Below are 25,552 nucleotides of genomic sequence, written 5' to 3'. Positions count from 1 at the left end.
CGAGCGCCGCCCGTGCGGCGCTCGATCTGCTGGGCGGCACAAAGCTCAAGACATGCGCCTTCCAGCCCCAGAGATCTCAGCTACTACGGCCAATCGGGTAGAACTCGCACTGGCTCCAGACACCCAACCACTCCTCGCCCTCGATCACACGCGGCACCGCCAGCTCCACCAGCTGGTAGAACACGTTGCGATGAATCAACGCTTCAAGGTTGCTGCGCATCAGCACATAGGGCGACGGTTCCTGCGTCACCGGGTCGATCACCACACGCAGCGGGCTGTCCGGCCCAGCATCCACCTGGTCCTCGACATTGCTGGTAAAGCGCAGCACCTGCTGTTCGCCCTCCCCCAGCACCTCCAGCGCCACCGCCACGAACGGCGCGTCATCCACGCGGATGCCAACCTTCTCTACCGGGGTAACCAAGAAGTAGTCATCGCCATCGCGGCGGATGATGGTGGAGAACAGCCGCACCATCGGTTTGCGCCCGATCGGCGTACCCAGGTAGTACCAGGTGCCATCGCGAGCGATCCGCATGTCGATGTCGCCGCAGAAGTCCGGGTTCCACAGATGCACCGGCGGCAATCCCTTGGCCTTGGGGATCTGCGCCAGAAGATCATTGGCCTTGCCGGAATCGCTCATCACGCCTGCCTCATTCGCTCATGCCCAGAAGGCTACGAGCGTACTCGCGCATCGGGGCGCCAAGCAAATCCTCGGGAGTATTGTCGTGGAACGTCAACAAACCGCCACGGCTCTTGATGCGTGCGGTATCGATCAGGTAGCGGGTATTGGTTTCGATCAGCATCATCTGCACCACGCCACTGTCCCAACCCAAGCGGTCGACCGCCTGTTCGTCATACCATTCGTCGCCATTGCCGATACGGTCGTCGGTACGGGCGAAGCGGGTGTACAACACGTAGTCCGCACCTACCGAACGCGCCTGGGCAACGGCTTCTTCCAGGCCCAGCGGGCCTTGGGCGCGGCGCACCAGCGGGAAATATTCGACGAAGCTCTTGAAGGCCTGCTCGGCCACCACGTTCTGCCGTGGCACCGGCCCCTTGCCTGGTGGCACGAACGCGCCTTGACCGATAAAGATGAACGAATCGGGCTGCAGACGGATCGACAGGGTGCGACGGGTATCACTGTGGTCCAGCAGACCGGCATCGCTCATGTGATAACGAACGCCCTCGCCCATATCGCTGACATTCATGCAACCGCCCAGCGCCATCAGCGCCAGCAGCAAGACCAGGCTACGCATCTTTCCTCCAGTGGCCGGTGACGAAAAACCGGCGAATAGCCGGCGGATGCAGCTTTTGCGCCAGCTTCAGCCGCCGATCACTTTCATCACCATCACATCCCCGGAAAACGCTTGCTCTTGCTTGTCAGCCAAGGCCTTGACCAGCAAGCGCTGCAGGGCCGGCAATGCCTGATGGCGTGGCTTATCCAGCAGATCGCCGACGAAGTGGCGATTGCTGGACGAAAGGCAGCCATGCAACCAGCCTGTCGAGGACAAGCGCAAACGCGAGCAGGTGCGGCAGAACGGCAGGCTTTCGTTGGCAATGACGCCGAAGTGCCCACGTCCTGGTATTTCATAACGCAAAGCCGTGGCATCCAATGGCGCATCGACCTGGGTATAGGTGTGCCTGCTGCCAATCAGCGAGAGCAGTAGGTCAAGGCCGACGAACTGTTGCAGGAAGGTATTACGGTCACGCGCCAGGTGGCCCATGCGCATGAGCTCTATGAAGCGAAGCTCAAAGCCGCGTTCAAGGCAGTAATCCAGTAGCGGCACTACCTGGTCGAGGTTCTGCCCGCGCATCGGCACCATGTTCACCTTGATGCGCATCCCCATCGCACTGGCCTGTTCCATGCCTGCCAGCACATTGGCCAGGTCACCACCCCGCGCAATGCGGCGGAAGGCTTGAGGGTCAAGGGTGTCGAGTGAAACATTCAGGCGGCGGATGCCAGCTGCCTGCAACTGAGGCAACTTGCGCGCCAACAGCTGGCCATTGGTGGTCAACGAAATATCATCGAGGCTTAGTTTGGCCACAGCGGCCAGAAAGGCATCCAGGCGTGGGCTGACCAGCGGCTCACCGCCCGTGATGCGCAGCCGCTCGATACCGGCCGCTTCGATCAAGTAGGCCACGCCACGGGCCAGGGCATCCGCCGACAATTCGTCCTGCGCCGCCACCAGACGCTTGCCGTCTGGTACGCAGTAGGTGCAGGCGTAATTGCAGGCAGCCGTCAGGCTGACGCGCAGGTTGCGGAAACGCCTGCCTTGACGATCGACAATCATGAATGACTCCGGCATGGATGATGAGGGCTGGCAAAACCTGACTCATAAATCAGGTTTTTGCAAGCCCCCGCTTCATACCGAGTACCAGCAGCGAACGAAGCTGCGCTTCAGTTCGAGGGTTCCGGGTCGCGCTTGCGCTTGTTACCCATGCGCACGCCAATGTCCATCAGGAACTGGAAGAAGCCTTCCTGATCCTCAAGCACATTGCTCCAGAACGGCGAGTGGTACAGCGCCACGGCGCCATGCACCAGTGCCCAGGCGGCGCAGTAGTGGAAATAGGGCGGTACGTCTTCAAGCTTGCCTTCGCTGATGCGGCCTTTGATCAACTGGGTCAGGCGGTCGAAGTTGGAGGCCCGAATGCTGTGCAGTTGCTCGACCATTTCCGGCACCTGATTGCCCTTGACCACCTTTTCTTCCAGGCGGTCGAACAGCCGGTAACGTTGCGGGTCGCGCATGCGGAACTCGAAGTAGGCACGCGACAGGGCTTCCTTGTCGCGGTCGACGTCGGCCGAGTGCAACAGCGCGTTCAGGTCACGCTCATAGTCGAGCATCAGGCGCAGGTAGATCTCCGCCTTGGACTTGAAGTGCTTGTAGATCGTGCCTTTGCCGATGCCCACGGCGTCGGCGATCATCTCGACGGTGACGCTGTCTTCACCCTGTTCGAGAAACAGCTTGAGCGCGGTGTCGAGGATTTCCTGTTCGCGACGGCGAAACTCACGGACCTTACGAGGTTCTTTCTGCATGGGAAGGACTGGATGACAATCGAAGCGGTTTATTATGCCTAACTTGCGGGAAATTGCACGGATCATCCAAGCATGTCTGTGTTTCACGATGCATATGGCCATGCGCTGCGGGAGGAATGGAACCTCGGCGTATTCCAAATCTGTTTAAAAAACGACCAATATGCACTGGCACTGCGCCAAACCTGACCAATACTTGAAGTGTTGGCGCGGCGCATCCCCCCCAAGTGGCGCGCCGATAAAGGTGCTCAGGGACCGCGTACCTTTGTTTTACTCCTAATGGTCTTAACCCGGATTCCCCCCCCAGAACCCGGGTTTTTTTTGCGCGCCCCGCAGGGTGGGCTGGCCAGGGGATAGAGTTCGAGCGATCAGCGCACTCGCGCCAACGGGAACAACCGCTTGAAGTTCGCCGTGGTTTGCTCCGCCAGTTGCTCATAACTGGCCCCCCGCAACGAGGCCACATACTCCGCCACCTCGCGCACATACTGCGGCAAATTCGGCTTGCCCCGGTGCGGAATCGGCGCCAGGTACGGCGAATCGGTTTCCACCAGCAGCCGATCGACCGGCACCTGCCGCGCCACTTCGCGCAGGGCTTCGGCATTGCGGAACGTCACGATGCCAGACAGGGAAATGTAATACCCCAAATCCAGCGCCGCCCTGGCCATGTCCCAGTCTTCGGTAAAGCAATGCAGCACGCCGGCCTGTGGCAGGTTCGCCTCGCGTAACAACGCCAGGGTATCGGCGCGTGCCGCCCGGGTGTGTACGATCACCGGCTTGCCAGTCTGCCGCGAGGCTTCCAGGTGCAGGCGGAACGAGGCCTGCTGCAGTTCGGCAGCTTCGGGCTCATAGTGATAATCCAGCCCGGTTTCGCCAATCGCCACCACATGCGGGTGAGCCAGTTCGCGCAGCAGCCACTCCAGCGCAGGGGTTTCACCCGGCGCCAGGTCCAGCGGGTGCACACCTACCGAGCAATCAACATCGGCATATTGCTCGCTCAGGGCTTTCACCGCGCCGGCGTTCTCGGCACTGACACCGATACAGAGGAAGTGCCCCACCCCACGTTCACGTGCCGCCTGCAAGGCAGCATCGAGGGAGCCCTGATGGGCGCTCAGGTCAAGACGGTCGAGGTGGCAATGGGAATCTACGAGCATGGGATAACAGCACACATGAAAAATGGGAAGTCAGCGGGCGCCCGGCAATTGCAGCCAGTGAGCCAGCAGCGACTCTAGCAACAGGGCACGGTTGAGGTTGGCCTTGCCCAGCACCTTCTGGCGCTGCTCCAGGATCCACGCCTGCACCTCGAGCACCTTGGCCTGGCGGCTCTTCTGCGCCAGGTATTGCACCACCTTGCGCATATCGGCCAAGCCTAAACCTTCCTCGTCCTGGGTCAACTGGTAGCGCAGGATCAGGTGCGACCAATCGCAAAACCAGTCGAACAGCAACAACAATGGTACACCGTTCCAGGCATCGGCCAACTGACTGGGCGATTGCTGCTGTTTGAGCAGCTTCTTCACCCCGTCGGTAACCAGCGCACGCTGCTCTCGCACGCCTTGGGCCTGCAGGCTGATTGCCATCAATGGCGAACCGGCCGCCAACGTCAGCAGCTCGTCACGTTCGGCCTGGTCACTGTCGGGCAACGCTTCGGCCAGCCACGCCTGGCTCTGGGCCACGCCGGGCTGCGGGCAGGCGACCTGCTGACAGCGGCTCTTGATGGTGGGCAGCAGGCGGCTAGGCTGGTGCGTGACCAACAGCAACACGGTATCGCCAGAGGGCTCTTCAAGGCTTTTGAGCAGTGCGTTGGAGGCATTTACGTTCATCGCCTCCACCGGTTCGATCAAGACGACCTTGCGCCCGCCCAGCTGGGCCGTCTGCACCACGAAGGCTACCAGCTCGCGCACCTGGTCGACCTTGATCGGCTTATCGGCCTCTTCAGGTTCAAGGACGAAGTTGTCCGGGTGGCTACCCGCTTTGAGCAGCAGGCAAGACTTGCACCCACCGCAGGCGTTCAGCCCTTGAGGCTGCTGACACAGCAGACGGGCCATCAGCCGCTCTGCCAAAGCCCGTTTGCCGATACCCTGTGGCCCATGCAACAGATAGGCATGGGCGTGTTGGCTTCGGCCGGCCAGTTGCTGCCAGAGGGCCTGCTGCCAAGGGTAGGCCTCAGCCACGGCAACGCTCCACGATGCGGGGCAGCAGCACGTCAATGGCCCGCTGCACAGCCTCAAGGGATTGCGCGGCGTCCAGCAGGCTGTAACGCTGCGGCTCGCGCTGGGCGCGCTGCAGATACGCCTGGCGCACGGCTTCGAAGAAGGCCTGGCCTTCCTGCTCGAAACGGTCCAGGCGACCGCGGGCGGCGGCGCGGGCAAGGCCTACTTCGACCGGCAGGTCGAACACCAGGGTAAGGTCCGGGCGCAGGTCGCCCTGAACAAATTGCTCCAGGGCAGCGATACGCTCGACAGACAAGCCACGGCCACCCCCTTGATAGGCATAGGTGGCGTCCGTGAAGCGGTCACACAACACGACGGCCCCGCGGGCCAATGCCGGACGAATGACCTGTGCCAGGTGCTGGGCGCGCGCAGCAAATACCAGCAGCAGCTCGGTGTCAGCTGCCATGGTTTCATCGCTGGGAGCCAGCAACAGTTCGCGCACTTTTTCGGCCAGGGGCGTACCGCCAGGCTCCCGGGTCAATACCACATCCAGGCCCTGCTCGCGCAGGCGCGCGGCCAGGTAGTCACGATTGGTGCTCTTGCCCGCGCCTTCGGGGCCTTCCAGCGTAATAAACAAGCCGCTCACAGGCAGTCCTTAATGTTGTTCGTCAGGCGTCGGCCGTTCGGCCGCTTGCGCGCCACCGGCAGGGGCGTCCTGCACAGGGGGCTCATCGGGTGCCGGCTGCGCTGCCGGCTCATCCGGCGCAGGCACCTCGGGCTGGGCGTCTTCAGCAGCCGGTTGTGCCTCTTGCTGCGGGGCAGGGCTGGAGCGGTAGTCTGCACGGCGCTTGAGCTGGAACTCGCGCACCGCCGAGTTGTGGTCATCGAGGTCGTCGGAGAACACGTGGCTACCGTCGCCACGGGCGACGAAGTACAGGCTGGTACCGTTCGACGGGTTGAGCGCCGCATGAATCGCTTCGCGACCGACCATGGCAATCGGGGTCGGCGGCAACCCGGTGATGGTATAGGTGTTGTAGGGCGTCGGTTCGCGCAGGTCGGCGCGGGTAATCTTGCCGTTGTAGCGCTCACCCATGCCGTAGATCACCGTCGGGTCGGTCTGCAGCATCATGCCCAGGCGCAGGCGCCGCACGAACACGCCGGCTATCTGCCCACGTTCCTGGGGGATACCGGTTTCCTTTTCCACCAGCGAAGCCATGATCAGCGCCTGGTACGGGTCGCGGTATGGCAGGTCGGTGGTGCGCTCGGCCCATTCCTTGGCCAGCACTTCGTCCAGACGCATGTAGGCCTGCTGCAGCAACTCGACATCGCTCATGCCGCGCACAAAGCGGTAGGTGTCCGGGAAGAAGCGCCCTTCCGGGAACACGCCGGTATGGCCGAGCTTCTCCATTACCTCGGAGTCCGACAGGCCGTCCAGGGTGTGCTTGATCTTTTCATGCTTGGCCACGGCCGAGCGTACCTGGCGGAAGGTCCAGCCTTCGACCAGCGTGAGGTTGTACTGCACCACATCAGCCCGTCGCCAGGCATCGAACAGCTGCTCGACGGTCATGCCCGGGGTAAGGCGGTACTCGCCAGTGTGCAGGGGGGTGCCAGCCATGTTGAAGCGCCAGTACAAGCGCAGCCACACGGCGTCGTCGAGCAATCCTTCGCTCTGCATGCGGTAGAACATGCGGTTGGGGGTGGTGCCATTGGGCACATCGAGCAGGCGCTCCTGCGTGACGTGCAGGGGCTGCTCCAGGACGGCGTTGACCTTCCAGGCCGACCAGCCAAGCGCCAGGCCGGCGAGGATCAAGCCCATTTCCAGCAGCAGCAGGAATTTACGTCTCACGAATTCAGGTTTCCAGTAACGTACGGGCAACGGCCTGCAGTTTACGGGTGAGCGGGCCAGGCGACCAGTTTAGCGCGGCTACGCCACGCACGGGCCAAATGCCGTAAACGCTATTGCAAACAAATACTTCATCTGCGTGCTCCAGCGCCTCGAACGGCAAGTCACAGACCTGCGCCGGGATGCCCAGCAGTACGGCCTGCTCCAGCAACGCCGCACGCATCACACCGGCCACACCACAACGGCTGAGGTCGGCGGTAAGCAGCACGCCGTCGCGCACCAGGAACAGATTGCTGTATACCCCTTCGATTACCCTGCCCTCCCCGTCACGCATCAGGCCTTCGGCGTGTTCGCTGTCCTGCCATTCAGCACGGGCCAGCACCTGCTCCAGGCGGTTGAGGTGTTTGAGCCCGGCCAGCAGCGGTTGTTCCCCAAGCCGGGTCTGGCAAGCGAACAACCGCACGCCTTGCTCGGCATGCTCAAGGGGATAGCCGGGCAACGGACTGCCCTGCAGGATGCGCCGTGGCGCGGCACCGGCTACCGGGGCATAGCCACGCTGGCTGTCGCCACGGGTGAGGATAAGTTTGGCTACGCCTTCACCGAGCTGGCTGGCATAGCGCAGCAGTTCGTCGCGCACCAGCGCCAGGTCGGCGTTGATCGCCAAGCGCTGGCAACCCAGCGCCAGGCGTGCGAGGTGGCCGTCCAGCAAGCTGGGGCGACCGCCGCGCACAGCAATGGTCTCGAACAGGCCATCGCCGTAGGCCAGGCCACGGTTCTGCAAGTTGAGTGCAGCCGCCGGCTGGCCATCGATCCAGCTGTGCATCAACCGGCGAACCGGCGGAACACCAGCGAGCCGTTGGTGCCGCCAAAGCCGAACGAGTTGGACAACACCACGTCGATCGGCATGCTGCGCGCCAGGTGCGGCACAAAGTCAAGGTCGCAACCTTCGTCTGGCTCGTCCAGGTTGATGGTGGGCGGCGCCATCTGGCTGTTGATGGCCAGCACGCTGAAGATCGCCTCCACCGCGCCGGCAGCACCCAGCAGGTGACCGGTCATCGACTTGGTCGAGCTGACCGCCAGTTTGTAGGCATGCTCACCGAACACGCGCTTGATCGCAGCCACTTCGGCCACGTCGCCCGCAGGGGTCGAAGTGCCGTGGGCGTTGATGTAGCTGACTTCTTCCGGCTTGATGCCGGCATCGCGCAGGGCGTTGGCCATGCAACGGGCAGCGCCTTCGCCCGTGTCGGGCGGCGAGGTCATGTGGTAGGCGTCGCCACTCATGCCAAAGCCAACCAGCTCGGCATAGATGGTCGCACCACGCGCCTGGGCGTGCTCCAGCTCTTCGAGCACCAAGGCACCGGCACCGTCGGACAACACGAAGCCGTCACGGCCCTTGTCCCACGGGCGGCTGGCCCGGCTTGGCTCGTCGTTGCGGGTGGACAGCGCGCGCGAAGCACCGAAACCGCCCATGCCCAGGCCGCAAGCGGCCATTTCGGCGCCACCGGCGATCATCACGTCGGCCTCACCGTAGGCGATATTGCGTGCGGCCATGCCGATGCAATGGGTGCCGGTGGTGCAGGCGGTGGCAATGGCGTAGTTCGGCCCTTGCAGACCCAGGTGGATCGACAGGAACCCGGAGATCATGTTGATGATCGAGCCCGGCACGAAGAACGGCGAAATGCGGCGCGGCCCCGAGTCGTGCAGGGTGCGGCTGGTTTCTTCGATGTTGGTCAGGCCACCGATACCCGAGCCCATGGCCACGCCAATACGCTCGCGATTGGCGTCGGTGACCTCCAGGCCGGCATTACGCACCGCCTGGAAACCGGCCGCCAGGCCGTACTGGATGAACAGGTCGAGCTTGCGGGCCTCTTTGGCCGACAGGTATTGCTCGACTTCGAAGCCTTTCACCGAGCCGCCAAAACGGGTGGAGTAGGCAGACAGGTCCGTGTGTTCGATCGGACCAATGCCACTGCGGCCAGCCAGAATGCCCTGCCAGGTGCTCGGTACATCGGTACCCAGTGGCGACAGCATACCCATACCGGTGACCACGACGCGTCTACGCGACACAGTACTCTCCTTTTCTAGTAACAGAGTCTCTTGCCATTGCATTCAAGCGCAGGAATGGAATGGCAACAGGCTCTTGGTGCGCGGTGAACGAAGCAGCCTTGAAAATGCGGGGCGCTCGCAAAGAAAAAACCGCACGCCAGCGAAGGCAGTGCGGTTTTCCCCGACAAGAAGCGTCGACTAACGCGTCTTAGGCCTGGTGGGCTTTGACGTAGTCTACAGCAGCTTGAACGGTAGTGATCTTCTCGGCTTCTTCGTCAGGGATTTCGGTCTCGAATTCCTCTTCCAGAGCCATCACCAGCTCAACGGTGTCAAGCGAATCGGCACCCAGGTCATCAACGAAGGACTTCTCGAGAGTCACTTCTTCTTCCTTGACGCCCAGTTGCTCGGCGACGATTTTCTTGACGCGTTCTTCGATGTTGCTCATACCTAGGTTTACTCCTAATGGATATATGTCAGGCAGCTGGCCGGTGGCTAATTTTATAGAAAGACGTTCGCTTTTCAAGCGAAACGCACCTTCAAGCTAGCCACCCCACCCGCTGCCTGGAATCTGGTTGCAGCTTTATAACGGATTTTAGGCTCGCAGTATGACTCTTTTTTTACGAAATCCGTCACATTGAGTTGCAGTGTTACATGTACATCCCGCCGTTGACCGGCACGGTAGCGCCGGTCACGTAGCCAGCGCCGTCGGATGCCAGGAACGAAACCACCTTGGCGATTTCGTCGGCCTGGCCCAGGCGGCCCAGCGGAATCTGGGTCTGCAGGGCTTCGCGCTGCGCTTCTGGCAGCTCGCGGGTCATGTCGGTGTCGATGAAGCCCGGGGTCACCGAGTTGACGGTGATGCCACGCGAGCCCACTTCACGCGCCAGGGCGCGGCTGAAGCCTTCCAGGCCAGCCTTGGCGGCCGCATAGTTGGCCTGACCGGCGTTACCCATGGCACCCACAACCGAGCCGATGCTGATGATACGGCCCCAACGTGCCTTGGTCATGCCACGCAGCACGCCCTTGGACAGACGGTAGAGGCTGTTCAGGTTGGTGTCGATCACGTCGAACCACTCGTCGTCTTTCATGCGCAGCATCAGGTTGTCGCGGGTGATGCCGGCGTTGTTGACCAAAATGGCCGGTGCGCCGAACTGCTCACCGATGGCGGCCAGTACCGCTTCAACGGACTCGGCGCTGGTCACGTTCAGCTCCATGCCGGTACCGGTGATGCCGTGCTCTTTCAGGGTGGCAGCGATGCGCTCGGCGCCGGACGCCGAAGTGGCGGTGCCGATCACGGTCGCGCCCTGGCGGCCCAGCTCGAGGGCGATGGCCTGGCCAATGCCACGGCTGGCGCCGGTGACCAGTGCAACTTTACCTTGCAGGCTCATGCAAGCTTCTCCAAATCAGGCCAGTGCCGCGCGGGTGGCGGCAACGGCATCAGGGGTGTTGAGGTTGTAAGTGGTCACGCCATCGGCGCAACGCTTGTTCAGGCCAGCCAGGACCTTGCCCGGGCCACACTCGACCAGGTTGACCGCACCGTTGGCGGCCAGGGTCTGCACACACTCCACCCAACGCACAGGCTGGTAAAGCTGCGCCAGCAGGTCGTGCTTGAGTGCATCGAGGTCGGCAGCAACAGCAGCCGTGACGTTCTGCACCACTGGAATTTGCGGGGCCTTCCACTCGATGGCGTTGACCGCCTCGGCAAAGCGCTCGGCCGCCGGCTTCATCAGGGCACAGTGCGACGGCACGCTGACCGCCAACGGCAGGGCACGCTTGGCGCCCTTGGCCTTGCACAGCTCCATGGCGCGATCCACGGCAGCTTTATTGCCAGCGATGACCACCTGGCCCGGCGAGTTGAAGTTGACGGCGCTGACCACTTGGTCTTCAGCGGCTTCGCCGCAGATTTCAACGACTACAGCGTCGTCCAGGCCGAGGATGGCAGCCATGGCACCATGCCCCGCCGGTACGGCCTCCTGCATCAGCTGACCGCGGCGCTCGACCAGGCGAACAGCGTCTTTCAGGGTGATACTGCCCGCAGCGACCAGGGCGCTGTATTCGCCCAGGCTGTGGCCGGAAACGAAGGCTGGCTGCGCGCCGCCCTCTTCCAGCCACAGGCGCCACAGCGCGATGGACGCGGTGAGGATGGCCGGCTGGGTCTTGTCGGTCTGGTTGAGTTGCTCTTCAGGGCCTTCCTGGACCAGCTTCCACAGGTCGTAACCCAGTGCTTCGGACGCTTCTTTGAAGGTTTCGATGATCACTGGCTTCTCGGCGCCGAGCTCGGCGAGCATGCCCAGCGACTGGGAACCTTGACCGGGAAAGACGAATGCGAGAGATGCAGACATTGAACAAGCCCTTATGATCTTGTCGTCGGATAGGGTGCGCCAGGCCCTGGGCCAGGCGCGGAATCTGAAAACTTGGATGGATACACAGACCAAGCGGTCACATTTAAGCACTTCATGGGCAAAATGCCTAAGGCAACAGGTCTTCGAGGCGCCCATGCAAGCGCTGCGGCAGGTTTTCCTGTATCTCGATCAACGCCCGCTGGATGGCACTCTGGAAGCCCTGCACGCCCGCCGAGCCATGGCTCTTGATGACAATGCCCTGCAACCCCAGAAAACTGGCACCATTGTGCCGCGCCGGCGCCAGGTCGGCCTGCAGACGCTTGAGCAGCGGTATGGCCACCGCCCCGGCCGCCCGCGACAACACGCCGCCCTTGAACAACTGCTCGATGCGCGCTGCAATCATCGTCGCCAACCCCTCGCTGGACTTGAGCAGGATATTGCCGACAAACCCATCGCACACCACCACATCGGCCTCACCACGATACAGCCCGTCACCTTCGACAAAGCCCACGTAGTTAAGCCCACGGGCATTCTGCAACAGGCTGGCAGCCAGCTTGACCTGCTGATTGCCCTTGATGTCCTCGGTGCCGATGTTCAGCAGCGCCACCCGTGGGCGATGCACACCCAGGGCCTGAGCAGCCACCGAGCCCATCACGGCAAACTGGTAGAGGTTTTCGGCACTGCAATCGACATTGGCACCCAGGTCGAGCAACTGGCAGTAACCCGCCTGAGTCGGAATCGCCGCCACCATGGCGGGCCGGTCGATACCTGGCAAGGTCTTGAGCACGAAACGGGACAGCGCCATCAGCGCGCCGGTATTGCCGGCACTGACGCAGGCCTGGGCCTTGCCGTCACGCACCAGTTCGAGGGCGATACGCATCGACGAATCCGGCTTGCCCCGCAATGCCTGGGAGGGCCGCTCATCCATGCCGACCACCTCACTGGCGGCGACAATCTGCAGGCGCGCGCGATCCGCAGCCGCAAGGCCGCTGACAAGATCTTCCAGAAGGGAGGGTTGACCGACGAGGGTCAGGTGCAGCGAGGGGGTAGCAGAAAGGCAGGCAATGCTAGCCTGGACAATGCTGCGGGGACCGAAGTCCCCGCCCATTGCGTCGATCGCGATGATCTGAGCGGACAAGGATTACTCGTCAGCGCCCTTGTCGACCACTTTGCGACCACGGTATACGCCTTCTGGCGAAACGTGGTGGCGCAGGTGAACTTCACCGGTGGTTTTCTCTACCGACAGCGCGTTTTCCGACAGGGCGTCGTGCGAACGGCGCATGTCACGGGCAGAGCGGGATTTTTTGTTCTGCTGAACAGCCATAATTGATTAACTCCTAAACGTTTGGGTCACGCTTTAACTGCGCCAAAACACTGAACGGGTTGGACCGCGATACCTCGTCCTTGCTCGATTCGGGCTCGTCTGCGCCCGCCGGCTGCTGGCATTCTTCCGGATGATGAGCAGGCACGATTGGCAAGGCGAGCAGAAGCTCCTCCTCGATCAATGCCTGCAGATCCAAAGGATCTTCGCCCAGTTCCAGCACGTCATAGCCTTTCGGCAACGACTGGGTATTCGCACCCTCCTTCACCACGGCGTAAGTACATTCGCTGTGGATCGGCAGGGTGACCAGCTCAAGACAACGCTGGCAAACCATCTTGACCTCGACGTCCAGCTCGCTGTGGATAACCACCACGTGCTGTTCATCTCGTTCAAAATCGAACTTCGCCTGCACCGTACCGACATTGTCGGAAAGCGGGTCGCAGAGTCTTTCCAAATCAGCGAGTTGCAGCGAACCGTTAAGGGTTACGCCACGATCGGCTAATTTGCGCGGGTCAACGTGAGGTGGAATCGGGTCATTCAACATAGGCGCAGCATAATAGGGATGCCCCCCGCCCCTGTCAAAGGAAATTAGGCGGCATCGTGCGTGATAGAATTTGTTCAACTGATTCAGGAGTCTACCATGCTTCCTTTGCTACTGGCTTCCAGCTCTGCCTATCGCCGCGAACTGCTCGCACGCCTGCGCCTGCCCTTCACCTGGGCAAGCCCCGATATAGACGAGCAGCGCCTGACTGATGAGCCGGCGGTAGAACTGGTTCGCCGCCTGGCCAGGCAAAAGGCCGAGGCCCTGGCGGGCAGCCACCCGGGGCACCTGATTATCGGCTCGGACCAGGTGGCCGTGCTGGGCGAACAAGTGCTGGGCAAGCCACACACCTTCGAGCGGGCCTGCGAGCAATTGCTGGAATGCAGCGGGCAGCAGGTGAGCTTTTTGACCGGACTGGCACTACTGAACAGCGCCACCGGGCAATGCCAGGTGGATTGCGTGCCGTTTACCGTAACGATGCGCGAATTGAGCCGTGAGCGCGTGGAGCGCTATGTTGCGGCGGAACAGCCGCTGGATTGCGCAGGGAGCTTCAAAGCAGAAGGATTGGGGGTGAGCCTGTTCCAGAGCACCCACGGGTGCGATGCAACGAGCCTGATCGGGCTGCCACTGATTCGGCTGGTGGATATGCTGACCAAAGAAGGGGTAGTTATCCCTTGAGATTTTAGGGCCGCTCTGCGGCCCATCGCAGCCAAGCCAGCTCCCACAGGTACCGCACAACCCCTGAAAGCAACACGATCGAGGTGGGAGCTGGCTTGCCGCGATGGCGATAGGGCCGGAACAGGCACTCAGCGCAACTGCGGCCCCTGGAACCCCATCCACATCGCCAGGTGCTCAGCCACGCTAGCCCCTACGCGCTTGGAGAAGCGGTCGAACGGCGACTCCTGAACAGTGAAGTCCACCAACTCTTTCTCACCAACGACCTCACGCGCCACATAGCTGGCACTGCCCAGCCCGTCCACCAACCCCAGCGCCTTGGCCTGCTCACCCGACCAGATCAGGCCGCTGAACAGCTCCGGATGCTCTTTGTCCTTCAGACGCTCGCCACGGCCCTGCCTGACCATAGCAATGAACTGGTTGTGCGTGGTGTCCAGCACGCCCTGCCAGAACCGGGTTTCATCAGGCTTTTCCGGTGAGAACGGGTCAAGAAACGCCTTATGCTCACCCGACGTGTAAGAACGCCGCTCCACGCCCAGCTTCTCCATGGTACCGACAAACCCATAGCCGGCCGCCGTCACACCAATGGAACCGACTAGGCTGGCTTTATCGGCATAGATTTCATCCGCCGCACTGGCGATGTAATAGGCACCGGAAGCACCAAGATCCGCAATGACCGCATACAGCTTGATAGCCGGGTAATCAGCACGCAAGCGGCGGATTTCGTCATACACGTAACCAGCCTGCACCGGGCTGCCACCCGGGCTGTTGATGCGCATTACCACAGCCTTGGTCTTGCTGTCCTTGAACGCCTCGCGCAGGCTCTTGACGATATTATCGGCACTGGCGGCTTCCTGGTCGGCAATCACCCCGCGCACCTCGACCAGCGCGGTATGACTGACACTGCGAGACGCGGCCTTGTCCATGTCCATAAGCGGTGTGAACAACGCCAGGATGCCGAACAGGTAGACGAAGGTCAGCAGCTTGAAGAAGATACCCCAGCGCCGCGACCGACGCTGCTCCTGCACGCTGGCCAGCAGGGTCTTCTCCAGCAGCTTCCAGCTTTTGCGCTCTTCACGCGCCTCGGGCTCGGCCTCGGGGGCTTTCCATTCGTCTGCCATGTTTACCTACCTTGGAAGTGGAATTGCGGAACCAGCCAGCCACTCGCGCAGCTGGGAAAAGTGGTCGATGCACACCTGCGGGCCGAATTCGGCCAGCGCCTGCAGCGACATGGCACCATAGCCCACCGCCACCGAATGCATACCGGCATTGCTGGCCATCTGCAGGTCGAACGCCGAATCTCCGACCATCAGCGCACGCTCGGGTTCGACGCCGCAATGACCGAGGATTTCCTCAAGCATCAAAGGATGCGGCTTGCCACGGGTTTCGTCGGCGGCGCGAGTGATATCGAAGAACGCCTCCCAACCGTTGGCCTTGAGCACCCGGTCCAGGCCGCGACGCGCCTTGCCGGTAGCCACCGCCAGGCGGTAACCCTCGGCACGGAAGGCGTCCAGCGACTCGACAACGCCGTCGAACAACGGCGAAGGCTGCTGGTCCAGCGCCATGTAGATATCGGCATAGTGCTGACGGAAGGTTTCGACCTGCTCAGGTGCCAGGTGCGGGTACAGGGTATGAATCGCCTCGCCCAAGGCCAGGCCGATGATCCCCTTGACCGCCTCGTCACTGCTTTGCGCCTCGCCGGCACGATCGGCAGCGGCGTTCATGGCCTCAACGATGCGCCCGATGGAATCGGCCAACGTGCCGTCCCAGTCGAAGATCAGTAGCTCATAGCCTTTTTTCATAGATCAGGACGCACTCAGACGCTCAACGGTTTTCGCCCACACTTCATCCACGGGCGCTTCAAGCTTGAGCTCACCACCGTCCGGCAGGGGCACGGTCAGCGCGTAGGCGTGCAGGAACAGGCGCTTGCCACCCAGCTCGCGGATTTCGCGACTGAAGTCTTCGTCACCGTACTTGCTGTCGCCGGCAATCATGTGCCCGGCATGCAAGGTGTGCACGCGGATCTGGTGGGTGCGGCCGGTGATCGGGCGCGCCTCGACAATGGTGGCGAACTCGCCAAAGCGGCGCAGCACGCGGAACAGGGTCAGCGCCTCCTTGCCCTCTTCGTTCACTTCGACCATGCGCTCGCCGGAGCGCAGGTTGCTCTTGAGCAAGGGCGCATTGACCTGTTTCTTCGAGGTGGGCCAGTGGCCGCGCACCAGCGCCATGTAGCGTTTGTCGACACCGTCACCGCGCAGTGCGGCATGCAGGTGGCGCAGCATGCTGCGTTTTTTGGCGATCATCAGCAGGCCGGAGGTGTCGCGGTCCAGGCGATGCACCAGCTCCAGCTCCTTGGCGTCCGGGCGCAGTTGGCGCAGCGCCTCGATCACGCCAAAGCTCAGGCCGCTGCCGCCGTGCACGGCAATGCCAGCCGGTTTGTTCATCACGATCAGCGCCTTGTCTTCGTAGACAATGGCGGCCTCCAGGCGCTGCAGCAGGCCCTGGGCCACCGGCGCCGGCTCGTCGCGCTCCGGCAGGCGGACGGGCGGCACCCGCACGATGTCGCCAGCCTGGATCTTGTACTCCGGCTTGACACGCCCCTTGTTCACCCGCACTTCACCCTTGCGCAGGATGCGGTAGACCAAGGTTTTGGGCACGCCCTTAAGGGCCGTGATGAGGAAGTTGTCGATGCGTTGGCCGGCAAGCTCCGGCGCGACTTCGATCAGCTGAACGCCGGAAGTCGGAGGGGTATTGGTCGTCATGGCGGGATCATAACAATTTTTTATGGAATTGAAGCACTTAATCATTGCTGCTATAGTCGCGAACGCCGCCAAAAGCGGCAGGCCAGCGGCACCAGGCTCTTTGCCGGCCCTGACCAACGCAATTCTCCAGGACGCGAGGCCGTCCTACGGGGTTTTCGCCAGTTTACCGAATTGCCTGGAATCGCCACCAGCGCTGTGTAGAGAAGACCGAAAAAAAACGACAAGTGCGGTGTTTCACCTGCTTACCCGATTCTTTTCGCTGCACCTCTGCCCGCCCCGTCGCTTCCACGCAACGCACGGCGAATGCTTCGGAAATACCTGCCTTGGACATGAATGGCGCCAGTGCAGTACCTGCAGTGGCGAAAAATGCAACCCGTTGCGGATTCAGCGCGCGGCAGCACCCGAATTATCAGGGATACGTGCAGGGTGGAGATGCACAGCCCTCGGACCGTGTAGCACCGCGTCCGGCCACCAGCCCACTGACGGCTGGCGAGCGGATAAGGTCCTGAACAGATGCCCCCGGGCGTCCACGGCTGACGGTTGATTCCTCCTCCTGACTGAGTGCACAAGGCCCGCTTGGTTGATTCGGATTCCTATTCGAAGCCACCGGGGCCTTGTTGGCACCGCAGCAAACAGGACGCGTCGTCGCGACAACGGCAGGCTGGGTAACCGGCTGGTGCCGAACGTCGCTCGACACGGGGGTGGCCCGGCCACCCTTTGCGCACCTTGGCACCGACCATGAGACGTCGTGTGTGCCGAACGCCGTTTCCGGCAGCCCGGAAACCGACGGTACAACATGAAAAGAATGCTGATTAACGCGACTCAACCCGAAGAGTTGCGTGTAGCCCTGGTGGACGGCCAACGTCTCTACGACCTGGACATCGAGTCCGGTGCGCGCGAGCAGAAAAAGGCCAACATCTACAAAGGCAAGATCACCCGCATCGAACCCAGCCTCGAAGCCGCCTTCGTCGACTTCGGCTCCGAACGTCACGGCTTCCTGCCGCTGAAAGAAATCTCCCGCGAATACTTCAAGAAGGCCCCCGAAGGCCGCGTCAACATCAAGGAAGTGCTCAGCGAAGGCCAGGAAGTCATCGTCCAGGTCGAGAAGGAAGAGCGCGGCAACAAAGGCGCCGCCCTCACCACCTTCATCAGCCTGGCCGGCCGCTATCTGGTACTGATGCCCAACAACCCGCGTGCCGGAGGCATCTCCCGCCGCATCGAAGGCGAAGAGCGCAACGAACTGCGCGAAGCCCTGAACGGCCTGACCGTGCCGGGCGACATGGGCCTGATCGTGCGCACTGCCGGCCTCGGCCGCAGCAGCGAAGAGATGCAGTGGGACCTCGACTACCTGCTGCAACTGTGGACCGCCATCAAGGAAGCGTCCCTGGACCGCGCCGCGCCGTTCCTGATCTACCAGGAAAGCAACGTCATCATCCGCGCCATCCGCGACTACCTGCGCCAGGACATCGGTGAAGTGCTGATCGACAGCATCGACGCCCAGGAAGAAGCCCTGACCTTCATCCGCCAGGTGATGCCGCAGTACGCCAGCAAAGTGAAGCTGTACGAAGACAGCGTGCCGCTGTTCAACCGCTTCCAGATCGAAAGCCAGATCGAAACCGCGTTCCAGCGCGTGGTTGACCTGCCGTCCGGTGGTTCGATCGTGATCGACCCGACCGAAGCCCTAGTGTCCATCGACATCAACTCGGCGCGCGCCACCAAAGGCAGCGACATCGAAGAAACCGCCCTGCAGACCAACCTGGAAGCGGCCGAAGAAATCGCCCGCCAGCTGCGCCTGCGTGACATCGGCGGCCTGATCGTCATCGACTTCATCGACATGACCCCGGCGAAGAACCAGCGCGCCGTGGAAGAGCGCGTTCGCGAATGCCTGGAAGCCGACCGCGCCCGCGTGCAGGTTGGCCGCATTTCGCGCTTCGGCCTGCTGGAAATGTCCCGTCAGCGCCTGCGCCCGTCGCTGGGCGAAAGCAGCGGCATCGTCTGCCCGCGCTGCTCCGGCACCGGCATCATCCGTGACGTCGAGTCACTGTCGCTGGCGATCCTGCGCCTGATCGAAGAAGAAGCCCTGAAGGACCGCACCGCCGAAGTCCGCGCCCAGGTCCCGATCCCGGTAGCCGCGTTCCTGCTCAACGAGAAGCGCAACTCGATCACCAAGATCGAACTGCGCACCCGTGCACGCATCATCATCCTGCCGAACGACCACCTCGAAACCCCGCACTTCGAAGTCCAGCGCCTGCGCGACGACAACCCGGAAGTGCTGAACAACCAGTCCAGCTACGAAATCGCCGCCTCCGAAGCCGAAGAAGCGCCGCAGCCGACCGCCACCCGCACCCTGGTACGCCAGGAAGCTGCAGTGAAGACCGCCCCGGCCCGCGCCAATGCGCCAGTACCCGCCGCCGCTGAAGAGCAGCAGCCTGCCGCACCGGTCGCCCCTGCCCCGAGCGCTCCGGAGCCAAGCCTGTTCAAGGGCCTGGTGAAGTCGCTGGTCAGCCTGTTCGCCGGCAAAGACGAGCCTGCTGCCGCACCGGTCGTGACTACCGCCGCCGAAAAACCGGCTGCCGAACGCAGCCCGCGCAACGAAGAGCGCCGCAACGGCCGCCAGCAAAGCCGCAACCGCAACGGCCGTCGCGACGAAGAGCGCAAGCCGCGCGAAGAGCGTGCCGAGCGCGCGCCACGCGAAGAACGCCAGCCACGCGAGGAACGCGCTCCGCGCGAAGAGCGTGCGCCACGTGAAGAACGCACCCCACGCGAAGAGCGTGCACCGCGTGAAGAACGCACCCCACGCGAAGAGCGTGCACCGCGTGAAGAACGCGCCCCACGCCAGCCGCGCGAAGACCGCCGCAGCAACCGTGGCGAAGAGCGCGTGCGCGAACTGCGCGAGCCGCTGGATGCCACTCCGCCAGCCGAACGTGAAGAGCGTCAGCCACGCGAAGAACGTGTAGCCCGTGAAGAGCGCGCGCCACGTGAAGAACGTGCACCGCGTGAAGAACGTGCGCCGCGTGAAGAGCGCGCCCCACGCGAAGAACGTGCACCGCGTGAAGAACGTGCGCCGCGTGATGAGCGCGCCCCACGCGAAGAACGTGCACCGCGTGAAGAGCGTGCCCCACGCGAGGAGCGTGCTCCACGCCCACCACGCGAAGAGCGTCAGCCACGGGCAGCCGAAGAAGCAGCTGAGCAGGCTGCCGAACTGGCCGAAGAGCAACTGCCAAACGAAGAACTGCTGCAAGACGAGCAGGAAGGCACCGATGGCGAGCGCCCGCGCCGCCGCTCCCGTGGCCAGCGTCGTCGCAGCAACCGTCGCGAGCGTCAGCGCAACGCCAATGGCGAGCTGATCGACGGCGAAGAAGAAGGCAGCGAAGAGCAGCCACAACAGCACCAAGCCACCGAGCTGGGTGCCGAACTGGCCGCTGGCCTGGCGGTAACTGCCGCTGTCGCCAGCAGCAACATCAGCGCCGACGCCGAGGCCCAGGCCAACCAGCAGGCCGAGCGTGCTACCGCTGAAGTTGCCGTCGCTGCAGAGACCGACAACAGCGAAGCCGCCCAGCCGGCTGAACAGGCTGAAAAAGTGGAACAGGCCAAAGCGGTCGCCAAGGCCGAGGAAGTTGCCGTGGCCCCAGTGGTCGAGCAGCCTGTCAGCGAGCCGGTGGTCGTGGCCGAAGTCACTGCCGCGCCAGTGGTCGAAGTCGCCCCGCAGCCAGCCGTTGAGGCAGCCCCTGTCGCCGAGCCGGTCGTGGTTGCCGAGGCGCCAGTGGAGGCCCCGGCCGTGGTCGAAGCCGTTCCGGTTGTCGAGCAGCCCGCAGCGGTTGTTGAGGCCCAGCCGGAAGTTGTGGTCGAGCCGGCACCGGTCGAAGCCCCGGTAGCGGTAGAGCCTGCCACTGTCATGCTGGCCAACGGCCGTGCGCCGAACGACCCGCGTGAAGTGCGCCGCCGCAAGCGTGAGGCCGAGGCTGCCGCCAAAGCTGCACAGGAAGCGGCTGCCGCAAGCGAAGAGCCAGCCCTGGAAGCCGCCGATGAGCACAAGCCTCATCACGGTTGATAGCCAAGGCTGAAGAAAAAGCCCCGCCAGTGCGAACTGGCGGGGCTTTTTCTTGGCCTTGTGTTTTGCCTGTACCGGCCTTTCGCGGCTTTAGCCGCGAAAGGCCCAGCACTGGCAGTGCGTCAATACAGGTTAGGCTCCATCTCCAGCTTAACCCCGAACCGCTCCAGGATGTCGGCCTGGATGCGTTGAGCCAGCGCATGCATCTGCGCCCCGCTCGCCTGGCCGTAGTTGACCAACACCAGCGACTGCAAGCGATGAACACCGGCATCACCCTCGCGATGCCCCTTCCAGCCCGCCTGCTCGATCAACCAGCCCGCCGCCAGCTTCACCTGGCCTTCGGCCTGAGGATAAGCCACCACGCCAGGGTAATGCGCACGAATACGCTCGACCTGCGCGGCCGACACCACCGGGTTCTTGAAGAAGCTCCCGGCATTACCCAACTCCGCAGGGTCTGGCAGCTTCTCGCGGCGAATGCTGCAAATGGCATCACTGATCGCCTGGGCAGTCGGCTCGGTCGCGCCCTGCTCCGTCAGCCGCTGGCGCACCGGGCCGTAATCGAGATGGGCCTGCAGGCGATGGCTCAAGGCGAAGCGCACACGCAAGATCAACCAGCGGCCAGGGTTGCGCTTGAATACGCTGTCGCGATAACCGAAAGCACAGTCCGCCAAACCAAACTCACGCAGCTCACCTGTCTCGCGGTCCAGCGCCGTCAGGCCGGCAAACACGTCCTTGATCTCTACCCCATAGGCGCCCACGTTCTGCATCGGCGCGGCGCCCACGGTGCCAGGGATCAGGCTGAGGTTTTCAAGCCCGCAATAGCCCTGCGCCAGCGTCCACTGCACGAACGGGTGCCAAGGCTCACCCGCCTCGGCCTCGACCACGATACGTTCGCCATCGTCGCTGAGCACACGACGGCCACGGCTGGCCATGTGCAGCACCAGTGCATCGATGTCACGGGTCAGCAGCAGGTTGCTGCCGCCGCCGATCACCAGCACCGGCAGGCCCTGCTGATGCGCCTGGCTCAGCGCCTGACGTACCTGCTGGTCATCCTGCGCCTGGCTGAAATAGCGGGCCTTCACATCGATGCCGAAGGTGTTGTACGGCTTGAGCGATACCTGCTCCTGCCACAGCACTGTCATAGCCGCCCCTTGATTTCCAGCACCAGCGCCTGGCACGCCGCCTCGACCAGGTCCAGCACCTGTTCGAAGCCGTCTGCGCCGCCGTAATACGGGTCTGGCACTTCATCCAGCGCAGCACCATAGCGGCGCAGGAACAAGTCAAGCTCGCCCACTGCGTTGTGCGGGCGCAGGGCGCGCAGGTCGCGCAGGTTGCTCTCATCCATCGCCAAGACCAGGTCATATTCGGCAAAGTGCGCCGCCTTGACCTGCTGGGCACGCTGCTGCGAAAGGTCGTAACCACGCGCCAGCGCCGCCTTGCAGGTACGGCTGTCAGGCGCCCTGCCCACATGCCAGTCCCCCGTGCCGGCTGACGCCACCCGCACCTTGTCGGCCAGCCCGGCGGCCTGCAATTGATGGCGCAGCACGCCTTCGGCAGTGGGCGAACGGCAGATGTTGCCCAGGCACACGAACAGAACGCGCATCAGGCCTCCAGCAAGCGCCGTACGCGCTCCAGGTCTTCAGGGGTATCCACACCCACGGCGGGCGCCTCGATGGCGTCCTCGACATGAATGCGCACGCCATGCCACAGAGCACGCAGCTGCTCCAGCGCTTCGGTCTGTTCGAGCCAGCATGGCCCCCAGCCGACGAAGTCCTGCAGGAAGCCAACGCGGTAGGCGTACATGCCGATGTGGCGGCGATACGGCACGCTCTCCGGCAGCACAGTGCGGTCCTTGGAAAAGGCATCGCGAGCCCAGGGCAGCGGTGCACGACTGAAGGTCAGAGCCAGGCCGTTCTTGTCACTGACCACCTTGACCGCGTTGGGGTTGAACACGGTTTCCGGCTCATGGATCGGCTCGGCCAGTGTGGCGATGCCAGCCTCTGGATGCGCCGCCAGGTTGGCGGCCACCTGGTCGATGATGACCGGCGGAATCAGCGGCTCGTCGCCCTGCACGTTGACCACGATGGCGTCAGCCGCCAGGCCCAGCTGTGCGGCCACTTCGGCCAGGCGGTCAGTGCCCGACTCGTGGTCGGCGCGGGTCATCAGCACTTCAGCACCAAAGCCTTGGCACGCTTCGAGGATGCTGGCGTCGTCGGTGGCGATGACCACACGGCTGGCGGCGCTTTTACGCGCCTGCTCCCACACATGCTGCACCATCGGCTTGCCGGCGATCGCCAGCAGCGGCTTGCCCGGCAGGCGCGTGGAGCGCAGCCGGGCGGGAATCACTACCGTGAAGTCCAGGCTCATTTGTCCAGACGCTCGTCGTCGGTCAGGGTGCGCGCCTCGCTTTCCAGCATGACCGGGATGCCGTCGCGGATCGGGTAGGCCAGACCGGCGCCCTTGCTGATCAGCTCGGTCTTGTCGGCGCTGAGCTTGAGCGGGCCCTTGGTGATCGGGCAGGCCAGGATATCGAGCAGTTTGGTGTCCATTGGAGGCTTCCTTTAGGCCAGTCGGCCGGAAATTGAAAACGGGCTCAGGGCTTGCGCAGCAGGCGCTGCAGCTGGCTGTCGAACCAGGCGCTGAACGCCGAGGTGGGCTGCGCTTCGACGGCCAGGTACCACCAGTCGTCAGCGGCGAAGGCCCGGCATTTCACCGCATCCTTCTCGGTCATGACCAACGGCAGCGGCGGGCTGAACGCCAGGCTCTGGGCGCTGAACTGCGCATGGTCGGCGAAGGGGTGCGGCACCGGCTGCCAGTTTAGCCCCAGCAGGGTATTGAAGAAACGTTGCGGGTTACCGATACCGGCTACAGCGTGCAGACGCTGGCCGGCGGGGAAGTGATCAAGCGCCCGGCGTTCGCCACTGCGCAGGTTGACCAGCGCGGACGGTTGCAGGCAAAAGCCAAAACCTTCGGCGCGGTCTGTGCTGGCACCATTGAACAGCACTGCGTCGGCGTCGTTCAGGCGTTCTGCGGGCTCGCGCAAGGGGCCGGCCGGCAGGCAACGGCGATTGCCCAGGCCCCGTGCGGCATCGATCAGTACCAGTTCCAGATCACGGGCAAGGCGGTAGTGCTGCATGCCATCGTCGCACAGGATCAGGTCGAGCGGTTCGCTGGCCAACAACGCCTGCACGGCGCGGGAACGGTCGGGGTCGATCATCAGTGGCACGCCAGTGCGCTGCACGATCAGCAGCGGCTCATCACCGGCCTGCTCGGCAGCTTGATCGGCCTGCACGCGCCAAGGCAACTGCGGCGGCTTGGCGCCATAGCCACGGCTGACCACACCCACCTTCAGCCCCTGCTGGCGGCAGTGTTCGATCAGCCAGAGAATCATCGGCGTCTTGCCGGTGCCACCGACGGTGATGTTGCCCACCACGATAACCGGCACCGGCGCCCGGTAGCTGGCACTTTCACCGCTGAGAAAACGCGCCCGTTTACGTGTGACCACGCGGCGATACAGCGCCTCTAGCGGGCGCAGCAACGCCAGGGCCGGATGCCCTGCGTACCAGGCAGTAAGCAAACGGTCGGCGAAAGCCATCAGGGCGTACCCTGGGCCGCCTCGACAGTGGTCATGCGCAACTGGCTGAAACCGAGCTTGCCGGCGGCATCCATTGCAGTGACCACAGCCTGGTGCGGGGTCCTGCCGTCGGCCCTGATGGCCAGCGGCAGCTTGTTGTCGCCGCCCGATTCACGCTCGATGGCTTCGCTCAAGGTGGCCAGGTCGCTCTTAGGCAGCAGATGATTGTTCACTGAATACACGCCCTCGGCGCTGATGGTGATTTCCACCAACTTGCCCTGATCGGCCGGCGCCTGCTCGGCGCTGGCAGCCTCGGGCAGCTCGACACGCAGCTGGGTCTCGCGGGTAAAGGTGGTAGTAACCACGAAGAACAGCAGCAGGACGAACACCACGTCGATCAGCGACGCCAGGTTGATGTCGACGTTCTCCCGCTGGCGATTGCGCCGGAACTTCACGCCTTGCCTCCGGCCACTTCCACTTCACGGTCGCCCTGGATCACTTCCACCAGTTTGATCGCTTCCTGCTCCATGCCGACCACCAGTTCATCGATGCGGCGCAGCAGGAAACGGTGGAAGAACACGGCCGGGATACCGACCATCAGGCCTGCAGCGGTGGTCACCAGGGCCTTGGAGATCCCCCCGGCCAGTACGGCCGCGTTGGCGGTCATCTGCGAGCCCATGAAGGCACTGAAGATGTCGATCATGCCCAGCACGGTGCCCAGCAGGCCCAACAGCGGGGCCATGGCGGCAATGGTGCCGAGGGTGCTGATGTAGCGCTCCAGTTCGTGGATGACGCGCGAGGCGGCTTCCTCGATGCACTCTTTCATGATTTCGCGGCCATGGCGCGAGTTGGCCAGGCCAGCGGCGAGGATTTCGCCCAGCGGCGAATCGGCGCGCAGGGCCTTGAGCTTGTCACTGGTCAGTTGCTTGTCCTTGATCCACATCCACACCTGGCCCAGCAGGTGCGGCGGGGTGACGCGACTGGCCCGCAGGGTCCACAGGCGCTCGACGACGATAGCCATGGCAGCGATGGAACTCAGAATGATCGGCAGCATCATCCAACCACCGGACTTGACCAATTCCCACACAGTAAACGCCCCTTCGGAAAAAGGCCGCCACTCTACCATAGGCGCGGCGAGGGCTCATCTGCCGGAGGTCAGGGAATTGGGGTTGGGGCTGACAGGTGCTTGCCATTGCATGTTCAGCGCCTATGAGATCGAGCG

General features: G+C 63.1%; 29 protein-coding genes. 3 read left to right on the top strand and 26 right to left on the bottom strand.

What is annotated here, in order from left to right; translation table 11 throughout:
- Positions 1 to 76: 76 nt before the first annotated feature.
- The 16 genes from APH36_RS11805 to APH36_RS30705 form a co-directional block, all read right to left on the bottom strand.
- Entirely contained in the window at positions 77 to 637 is a 561-nt protein-coding gene (locus tag APH36_RS11805) for a DUF1285 domain-containing protein (protein WP_060498762.1), read from the bottom strand.
- A 10-nt stretch (positions 638 to 647) separates the two neighbouring features.
- Positions 648 to 1,253 carry a DUF4823 domain-containing protein gene (locus tag APH36_RS11800; RefSeq protein WP_019098587.1) on the bottom strand — a complete coding sequence of 202 codons (606 nt, stop codon included), beginning with the start codon at positions 1,251 to 1,253 and terminating at the stop codon, positions 648 to 650.
- 66 nt (positions 1,254 to 1,319) lie between these two features.
- On the bottom strand, positions 1,320 to 2,288 hold the full coding sequence (locus APH36_RS11795; RefSeq protein WP_060498761.1) for a GTP 3',8-cyclase MoaA: 969 nt from the start codon (positions 2,286 to 2,288) through the stop codon (positions 1,320 to 1,322).
- Between the two features lie 107 nt (positions 2,289 to 2,395).
- The gene (locus APH36_RS11790) at positions 2,396 to 3,031 is read right to left on the bottom strand and encodes a TetR/AcrR family transcriptional regulator (protein ID WP_003260720.1); all 636 of its coding nucleotides are present in this window, start codon (positions 3,029 to 3,031) and stop codon (positions 2,396 to 2,398) included.
- 365 nt (positions 3,032 to 3,396) lie between these two features.
- Positions 3,397 to 4,179, bottom strand: a complete 783-nt coding sequence (locus APH36_RS11785) for a TatD family hydrolase (protein ID WP_016715147.1) — start codon at positions 4,177 to 4,179, stop codon at positions 3,397 to 3,399.
- A gap of 30 nt (positions 4,180 to 4,209) precedes the next feature.
- Complete coding sequence (locus APH36_RS11780; RefSeq protein WP_060498760.1) at positions 4,210 to 5,196, bottom strand: DNA polymerase III subunit delta'; 987 nt, start codon at positions 5,194 to 5,196, stop codon at positions 4,210 to 4,212.
- Positions 5,189 to 5,821 (bottom strand): dTMP kinase, encoded by a 633-nt coding sequence (tmk, locus tag APH36_RS11775; RefSeq protein WP_060498759.1) that lies wholly within the window; start codon positions 5,819 to 5,821, stop codon positions 5,189 to 5,191. The genes APH36_RS11780 and tmk overlap by 8 nt, the downstream gene beginning before the upstream one ends.
- 9 nt (positions 5,822 to 5,830) lie before the next feature.
- Entirely contained in the window at positions 5,831 to 7,021 is a 1,191-nt protein-coding gene (gene mltG, locus APH36_RS11770) for an endolytic transglycosylase MltG (RefSeq protein WP_060498758.1), read from the bottom strand.
- 4 nt (positions 7,022 to 7,025) lie between these two features.
- A complete protein-coding gene (gene pabC / locus APH36_RS11765) occupies positions 7,026 to 7,841 on the bottom strand; it encodes an aminodeoxychorismate lyase (protein WP_060498757.1) in 816 nt (271 codons plus the stop codon).
- The gene (fabF, locus tag APH36_RS11760; protein ID WP_060498756.1) at positions 7,841 to 9,085 is read right to left on the bottom strand and encodes a beta-ketoacyl-ACP synthase II; all 1,245 of its coding nucleotides are present in this window, start codon (positions 9,083 to 9,085) and stop codon (positions 7,841 to 7,843) included. The genes pabC and fabF overlap by 1 nt, the downstream gene beginning before the upstream one ends.
- A gap of 187 nt (positions 9,086 to 9,272) precedes the next feature.
- Positions 9,273 to 9,509: an acyl carrier protein gene (acpP, locus tag APH36_RS11755; RefSeq protein ID WP_016715141.1), complete on the bottom strand. Its 237-nt coding sequence runs from the start codon at positions 9,507 to 9,509 to the stop codon at positions 9,273 to 9,275.
- 202 nt (positions 9,510 to 9,711) lie between these two features.
- On the bottom strand, positions 9,712 to 10,452 hold the full coding sequence (gene fabG, locus APH36_RS11750) for a 3-oxoacyl-ACP reductase FabG (RefSeq protein WP_016715140.1): 741 nt from the start codon (positions 10,450 to 10,452) through the stop codon (positions 9,712 to 9,714).
- A 15-nt stretch (positions 10,453 to 10,467) separates the two neighbouring features.
- The gene (gene fabD, locus APH36_RS11745; RefSeq protein WP_082426376.1) at positions 10,468 to 11,406 is read right to left on the bottom strand and encodes an ACP S-malonyltransferase; all 939 of its coding nucleotides are present in this window, start codon (positions 11,404 to 11,406) and stop codon (positions 10,468 to 10,470) included.
- 127 nt (positions 11,407 to 11,533) lie between these two features.
- A complete protein-coding gene (gene plsX / locus APH36_RS11740) occupies positions 11,534 to 12,544 on the bottom strand; it encodes a phosphate acyltransferase PlsX (RefSeq protein WP_082426375.1) in 1,011 nt (336 codons plus the stop codon).
- Positions 12,545 to 12,547: 3 nt separating this feature from the next.
- The gene (gene rpmF / locus APH36_RS11735; RefSeq protein WP_003247154.1) at positions 12,548 to 12,730 is read right to left on the bottom strand and encodes a 50S ribosomal protein L32; all 183 of its coding nucleotides are present in this window, start codon (positions 12,728 to 12,730) and stop codon (positions 12,548 to 12,550) included.
- A gap of 13 nt (positions 12,731 to 12,743) precedes the next feature.
- Positions 12,744 to 13,271, bottom strand: coding sequence for a YceD family protein (locus APH36_RS30705; RefSeq protein ID WP_012313431.1), 528 nt, complete (start codon positions 13,269 to 13,271; stop codon positions 12,744 to 12,746).
- A 96-nt stretch (positions 13,272 to 13,367) separates the two neighbouring features.
- On the opposite strand from APH36_RS30705, the gene APH36_RS11725 reads away from it, so the two are divergent.
- Positions 13,368 to 13,946, top strand: coding sequence for a nucleoside triphosphate pyrophosphatase (locus APH36_RS11725; RefSeq protein WP_060498753.1), 579 nt, complete (start codon positions 13,368 to 13,370; stop codon positions 13,944 to 13,946).
- Positions 13,947 to 14,074: 128 nt separating this feature from the next.
- Here APH36_RS11725 and APH36_RS11720 read toward each other — a convergent pair whose 3' ends face one another.
- Genes APH36_RS11720 through rluC form a run of 3 tightly spaced genes read right to left on the bottom strand, consistent with a single transcriptional unit; the run spans position 14,075 to position 16,705 of the window.
- Positions 14,075 to 15,064, bottom strand: coding sequence for a S49 family peptidase (locus APH36_RS11720; RefSeq protein WP_060498752.1), 990 nt, complete (start codon positions 15,062 to 15,064; stop codon positions 14,075 to 14,077).
- 6 nt (positions 15,065 to 15,070) lie between these two features.
- Complete coding sequence (locus tag APH36_RS11715; protein WP_060498751.1) at positions 15,071 to 15,745, bottom strand: HAD family hydrolase; 675 nt, start codon at positions 15,743 to 15,745, stop codon at positions 15,071 to 15,073.
- A 3-nt stretch (positions 15,746 to 15,748) separates the two neighbouring features.
- The gene (gene rluC, locus APH36_RS11710) at positions 15,749 to 16,705 is read right to left on the bottom strand and encodes a 23S rRNA pseudouridine(955/2504/2580) synthase RluC (RefSeq protein ID WP_025754829.1); all 957 of its coding nucleotides are present in this window, start codon (positions 16,703 to 16,705) and stop codon (positions 15,749 to 15,751) included.
- Positions 16,706 to 17,501: 796 nt separating this feature from the next.
- Here rluC and rne point away from each other — a divergent pair.
- Entirely contained in the window at positions 17,502 to 20,756 is a 3,255-nt protein-coding gene (gene rne, locus APH36_RS11705) for a ribonuclease E (protein ID WP_082426374.1), read from the top strand.
- A 122-nt stretch (positions 20,757 to 20,878) separates the two neighbouring features.
- On the opposite strand, the gene murB is transcribed toward rne, so the two are convergent.
- The 7 genes from murB to APH36_RS11670 are packed head-to-tail and all read right to left on the bottom strand — an operon-like array spanning position 20,879 to position 25,417.
- Positions 20,879 to 21,898 (bottom strand): UDP-N-acetylmuramate dehydrogenase, encoded by a 1,020-nt coding sequence (murB, locus tag APH36_RS11700; RefSeq protein WP_060498749.1) that lies wholly within the window; start codon positions 21,896 to 21,898, stop codon positions 20,879 to 20,881.
- Positions 21,895 to 22,359, bottom strand: a complete 465-nt coding sequence (locus APH36_RS11695; RefSeq protein WP_060498748.1) for a low molecular weight protein-tyrosine-phosphatase — start codon at positions 22,357 to 22,359, stop codon at positions 21,895 to 21,897. Before APH36_RS11695 ends, murB begins: the two co-directional genes overlap by 4 nt.
- Positions 22,359 to 23,123 (bottom strand): 3-deoxy-manno-octulosonate cytidylyltransferase, encoded by a 765-nt coding sequence (gene kdsB / locus APH36_RS11690; protein WP_060498747.1) that lies wholly within the window; start codon positions 23,121 to 23,123, stop codon positions 22,359 to 22,361. The genes APH36_RS11695 and kdsB overlap by 1 nt, the downstream gene beginning before the upstream one ends.
- Positions 23,120 to 23,305, bottom strand: coding sequence for a Trm112 family protein (locus APH36_RS11685; RefSeq protein WP_003247142.1), 186 nt, complete (start codon positions 23,303 to 23,305; stop codon positions 23,120 to 23,122). Before APH36_RS11685 ends, kdsB begins: the two co-directional genes overlap by 4 nt.
- Before the next feature lie 44 nt (positions 23,306 to 23,349).
- Positions 23,350 to 24,351, bottom strand: a complete 1,002-nt coding sequence (gene lpxK / locus APH36_RS11680; RefSeq protein ID WP_060498746.1) for a tetraacyldisaccharide 4'-kinase — start codon at positions 24,349 to 24,351, stop codon at positions 23,350 to 23,352.
- Positions 24,351 to 24,785 carry a biopolymer transporter ExbD gene (locus APH36_RS11675; RefSeq protein ID WP_060498745.1) on the bottom strand — a complete coding sequence of 145 codons (435 nt, stop codon included), beginning with the start codon at positions 24,783 to 24,785 and terminating at the stop codon, positions 24,351 to 24,353. Before APH36_RS11675 ends, lpxK begins: the two co-directional genes overlap by 1 nt.
- Entirely contained in the window at positions 24,782 to 25,417 is a 636-nt protein-coding gene (locus tag APH36_RS11670) for a MotA/TolQ/ExbB proton channel family protein (RefSeq protein WP_016391244.1), read from the bottom strand. The genes APH36_RS11675 and APH36_RS11670 overlap by 4 nt, the downstream gene beginning before the upstream one ends.
- On the opposite strand from APH36_RS11670, the gene APH36_RS32315 reads away from it, so the two are divergent.
- Positions 25,371 to 25,552, top strand: a 182-nt coding sequence (locus APH36_RS32315) for a hypothetical protein (protein WP_218187323.1), incomplete at its 3' end; no start/stop codon positions are given. The two genes, APH36_RS11670 and APH36_RS32315, sit on opposite strands and share 47 nt — an antisense overlap.

Origin of the sequence: Pseudomonas sp. NBRC 111133 (assembly GCF_001320605.1) — a bacterium.
GTDB lineage: Bacteria > Pseudomonadota > Gammaproteobacteria > Pseudomonadales > Pseudomonadaceae > Aquipseudomonas > Aquipseudomonas monteilii.
The sequence above is the reverse complement of the archived record's forward strand: the minus strand, read 5'-3'. Positions and strand labels throughout refer to the sequence as shown.

Bases quoted from the DNA above. Each gene is read 5' to 3' on its own strand.
- APH36_RS11685 (WP_003247142.1), bottom strand. From the start codon at position 23,305: ATGGACACCAAACTGCTCGATATCCTGGCCTGCCCGATCACCAAGGGC.
- fabD (WP_082426376.1), bottom strand. From the start codon at position 11,406: ATGTCTGCATCTCTCGCATTCGTCTTTCCCGGTCAAGGTTCCCAGTCG.
- murB (WP_060498749.1), bottom strand. From the start codon at position 21,898: ATGACAGTGCTGTGGCAGGAGCAGGTATCGCTCAAGCCGTACAACACC.
- rpmF (WP_003247154.1), bottom strand. From the start codon at position 12,730: ATGGCTGTTCAGCAGAACAAAAAATCCCGCTCTGCCCGTGACATGCGC.
- APH36_RS11695 (WP_060498748.1), bottom strand. From the start codon at position 22,359: ATGCGCGTTCTGTTCGTGTGCCTGGGCAACATCTGCCGTTCGCCCACT.
- rluC (WP_025754829.1), bottom strand. From the start codon at position 16,705: ATGACGACCAATACCCCTCCGACTTCCGGCGTTCAGCTGATCGAAGTC.
- APH36_RS11725 (WP_060498753.1), top strand. From the start codon at position 13,368: ATGCTTCCTTTGCTACTGGCTTCCAGCTCTGCCTATCGCCGCGAACTG.
- lpxK (WP_060498746.1), bottom strand. From the start codon at position 24,351: ATGGCTTTCGCCGACCGTTTGCTTACTGCCTGGTACGCAGGGCATCCG.
- APH36_RS11805 (WP_060498762.1), bottom strand. From the start codon at position 637: ATGAGCGATTCCGGCAAGGCCAATGATCTTCTGGCGCAGATCCCCAAG.
- fabG (WP_016715140.1), bottom strand. From the start codon at position 10,452: ATGAGCCTGCAAGGTAAAGTTGCACTGGTCACCGGCGCCAGCCGTGGC.
- rne (WP_082426374.1), top strand. From the start codon at position 17,502: ATGAAAAGAATGCTGATTAACGCGACTCAACCCGAAGAGTTGCGTGTA.
- APH36_RS11720 (WP_060498752.1), bottom strand. From the start codon at position 15,064: ATGGCAGACGAATGGAAAGCCCCCGAGGCCGAGCCCGAGGCGCGTGAA.
- APH36_RS11785 (WP_016715147.1), bottom strand. From the start codon at position 4,179: ATGCTCGTAGATTCCCATTGCCACCTCGACCGTCTTGACCTGAGCGCC.
- APH36_RS11800 (WP_019098587.1), bottom strand. From the start codon at position 1,253: ATGCGTAGCCTGGTCTTGCTGCTGGCGCTGATGGCGCTGGGCGGTTGC.
- APH36_RS11715 (WP_060498751.1), bottom strand. From the start codon at position 15,745: ATGAAAAAAGGCTATGAGCTACTGATCTTCGACTGGGACGGCACGTTG.
- APH36_RS11790 (WP_003260720.1), bottom strand. From the start codon at position 3,031: ATGCAGAAAGAACCTCGTAAGGTCCGTGAGTTTCGCCGTCGCGAACAG.
- APH36_RS30705 (WP_012313431.1), bottom strand. From the start codon at position 13,271: ATGTTGAATGACCCGATTCCACCTCACGTTGACCCGCGCAAATTAGCC.
- kdsB (WP_060498747.1), bottom strand. From the start codon at position 23,123: ATGAGCCTGGACTTCACGGTAGTGATTCCCGCCCGGCTGCGCTCCACG.
- acpP (WP_016715141.1), bottom strand. From the start codon at position 9,509: ATGAGCAACATCGAAGAACGCGTCAAGAAAATCGTCGCCGAGCAACTG.
- APH36_RS11795 (WP_060498761.1), bottom strand. From the start codon at position 2,288: ATGATTGTCGATCGTCAAGGCAGGCGTTTCCGCAACCTGCGCGTCAGC.
- pabC (WP_060498757.1), bottom strand. From the start codon at position 7,841: ATGCACAGCTGGATCGATGGCCAGCCGGCGGCTGCACTCAACTTGCAG.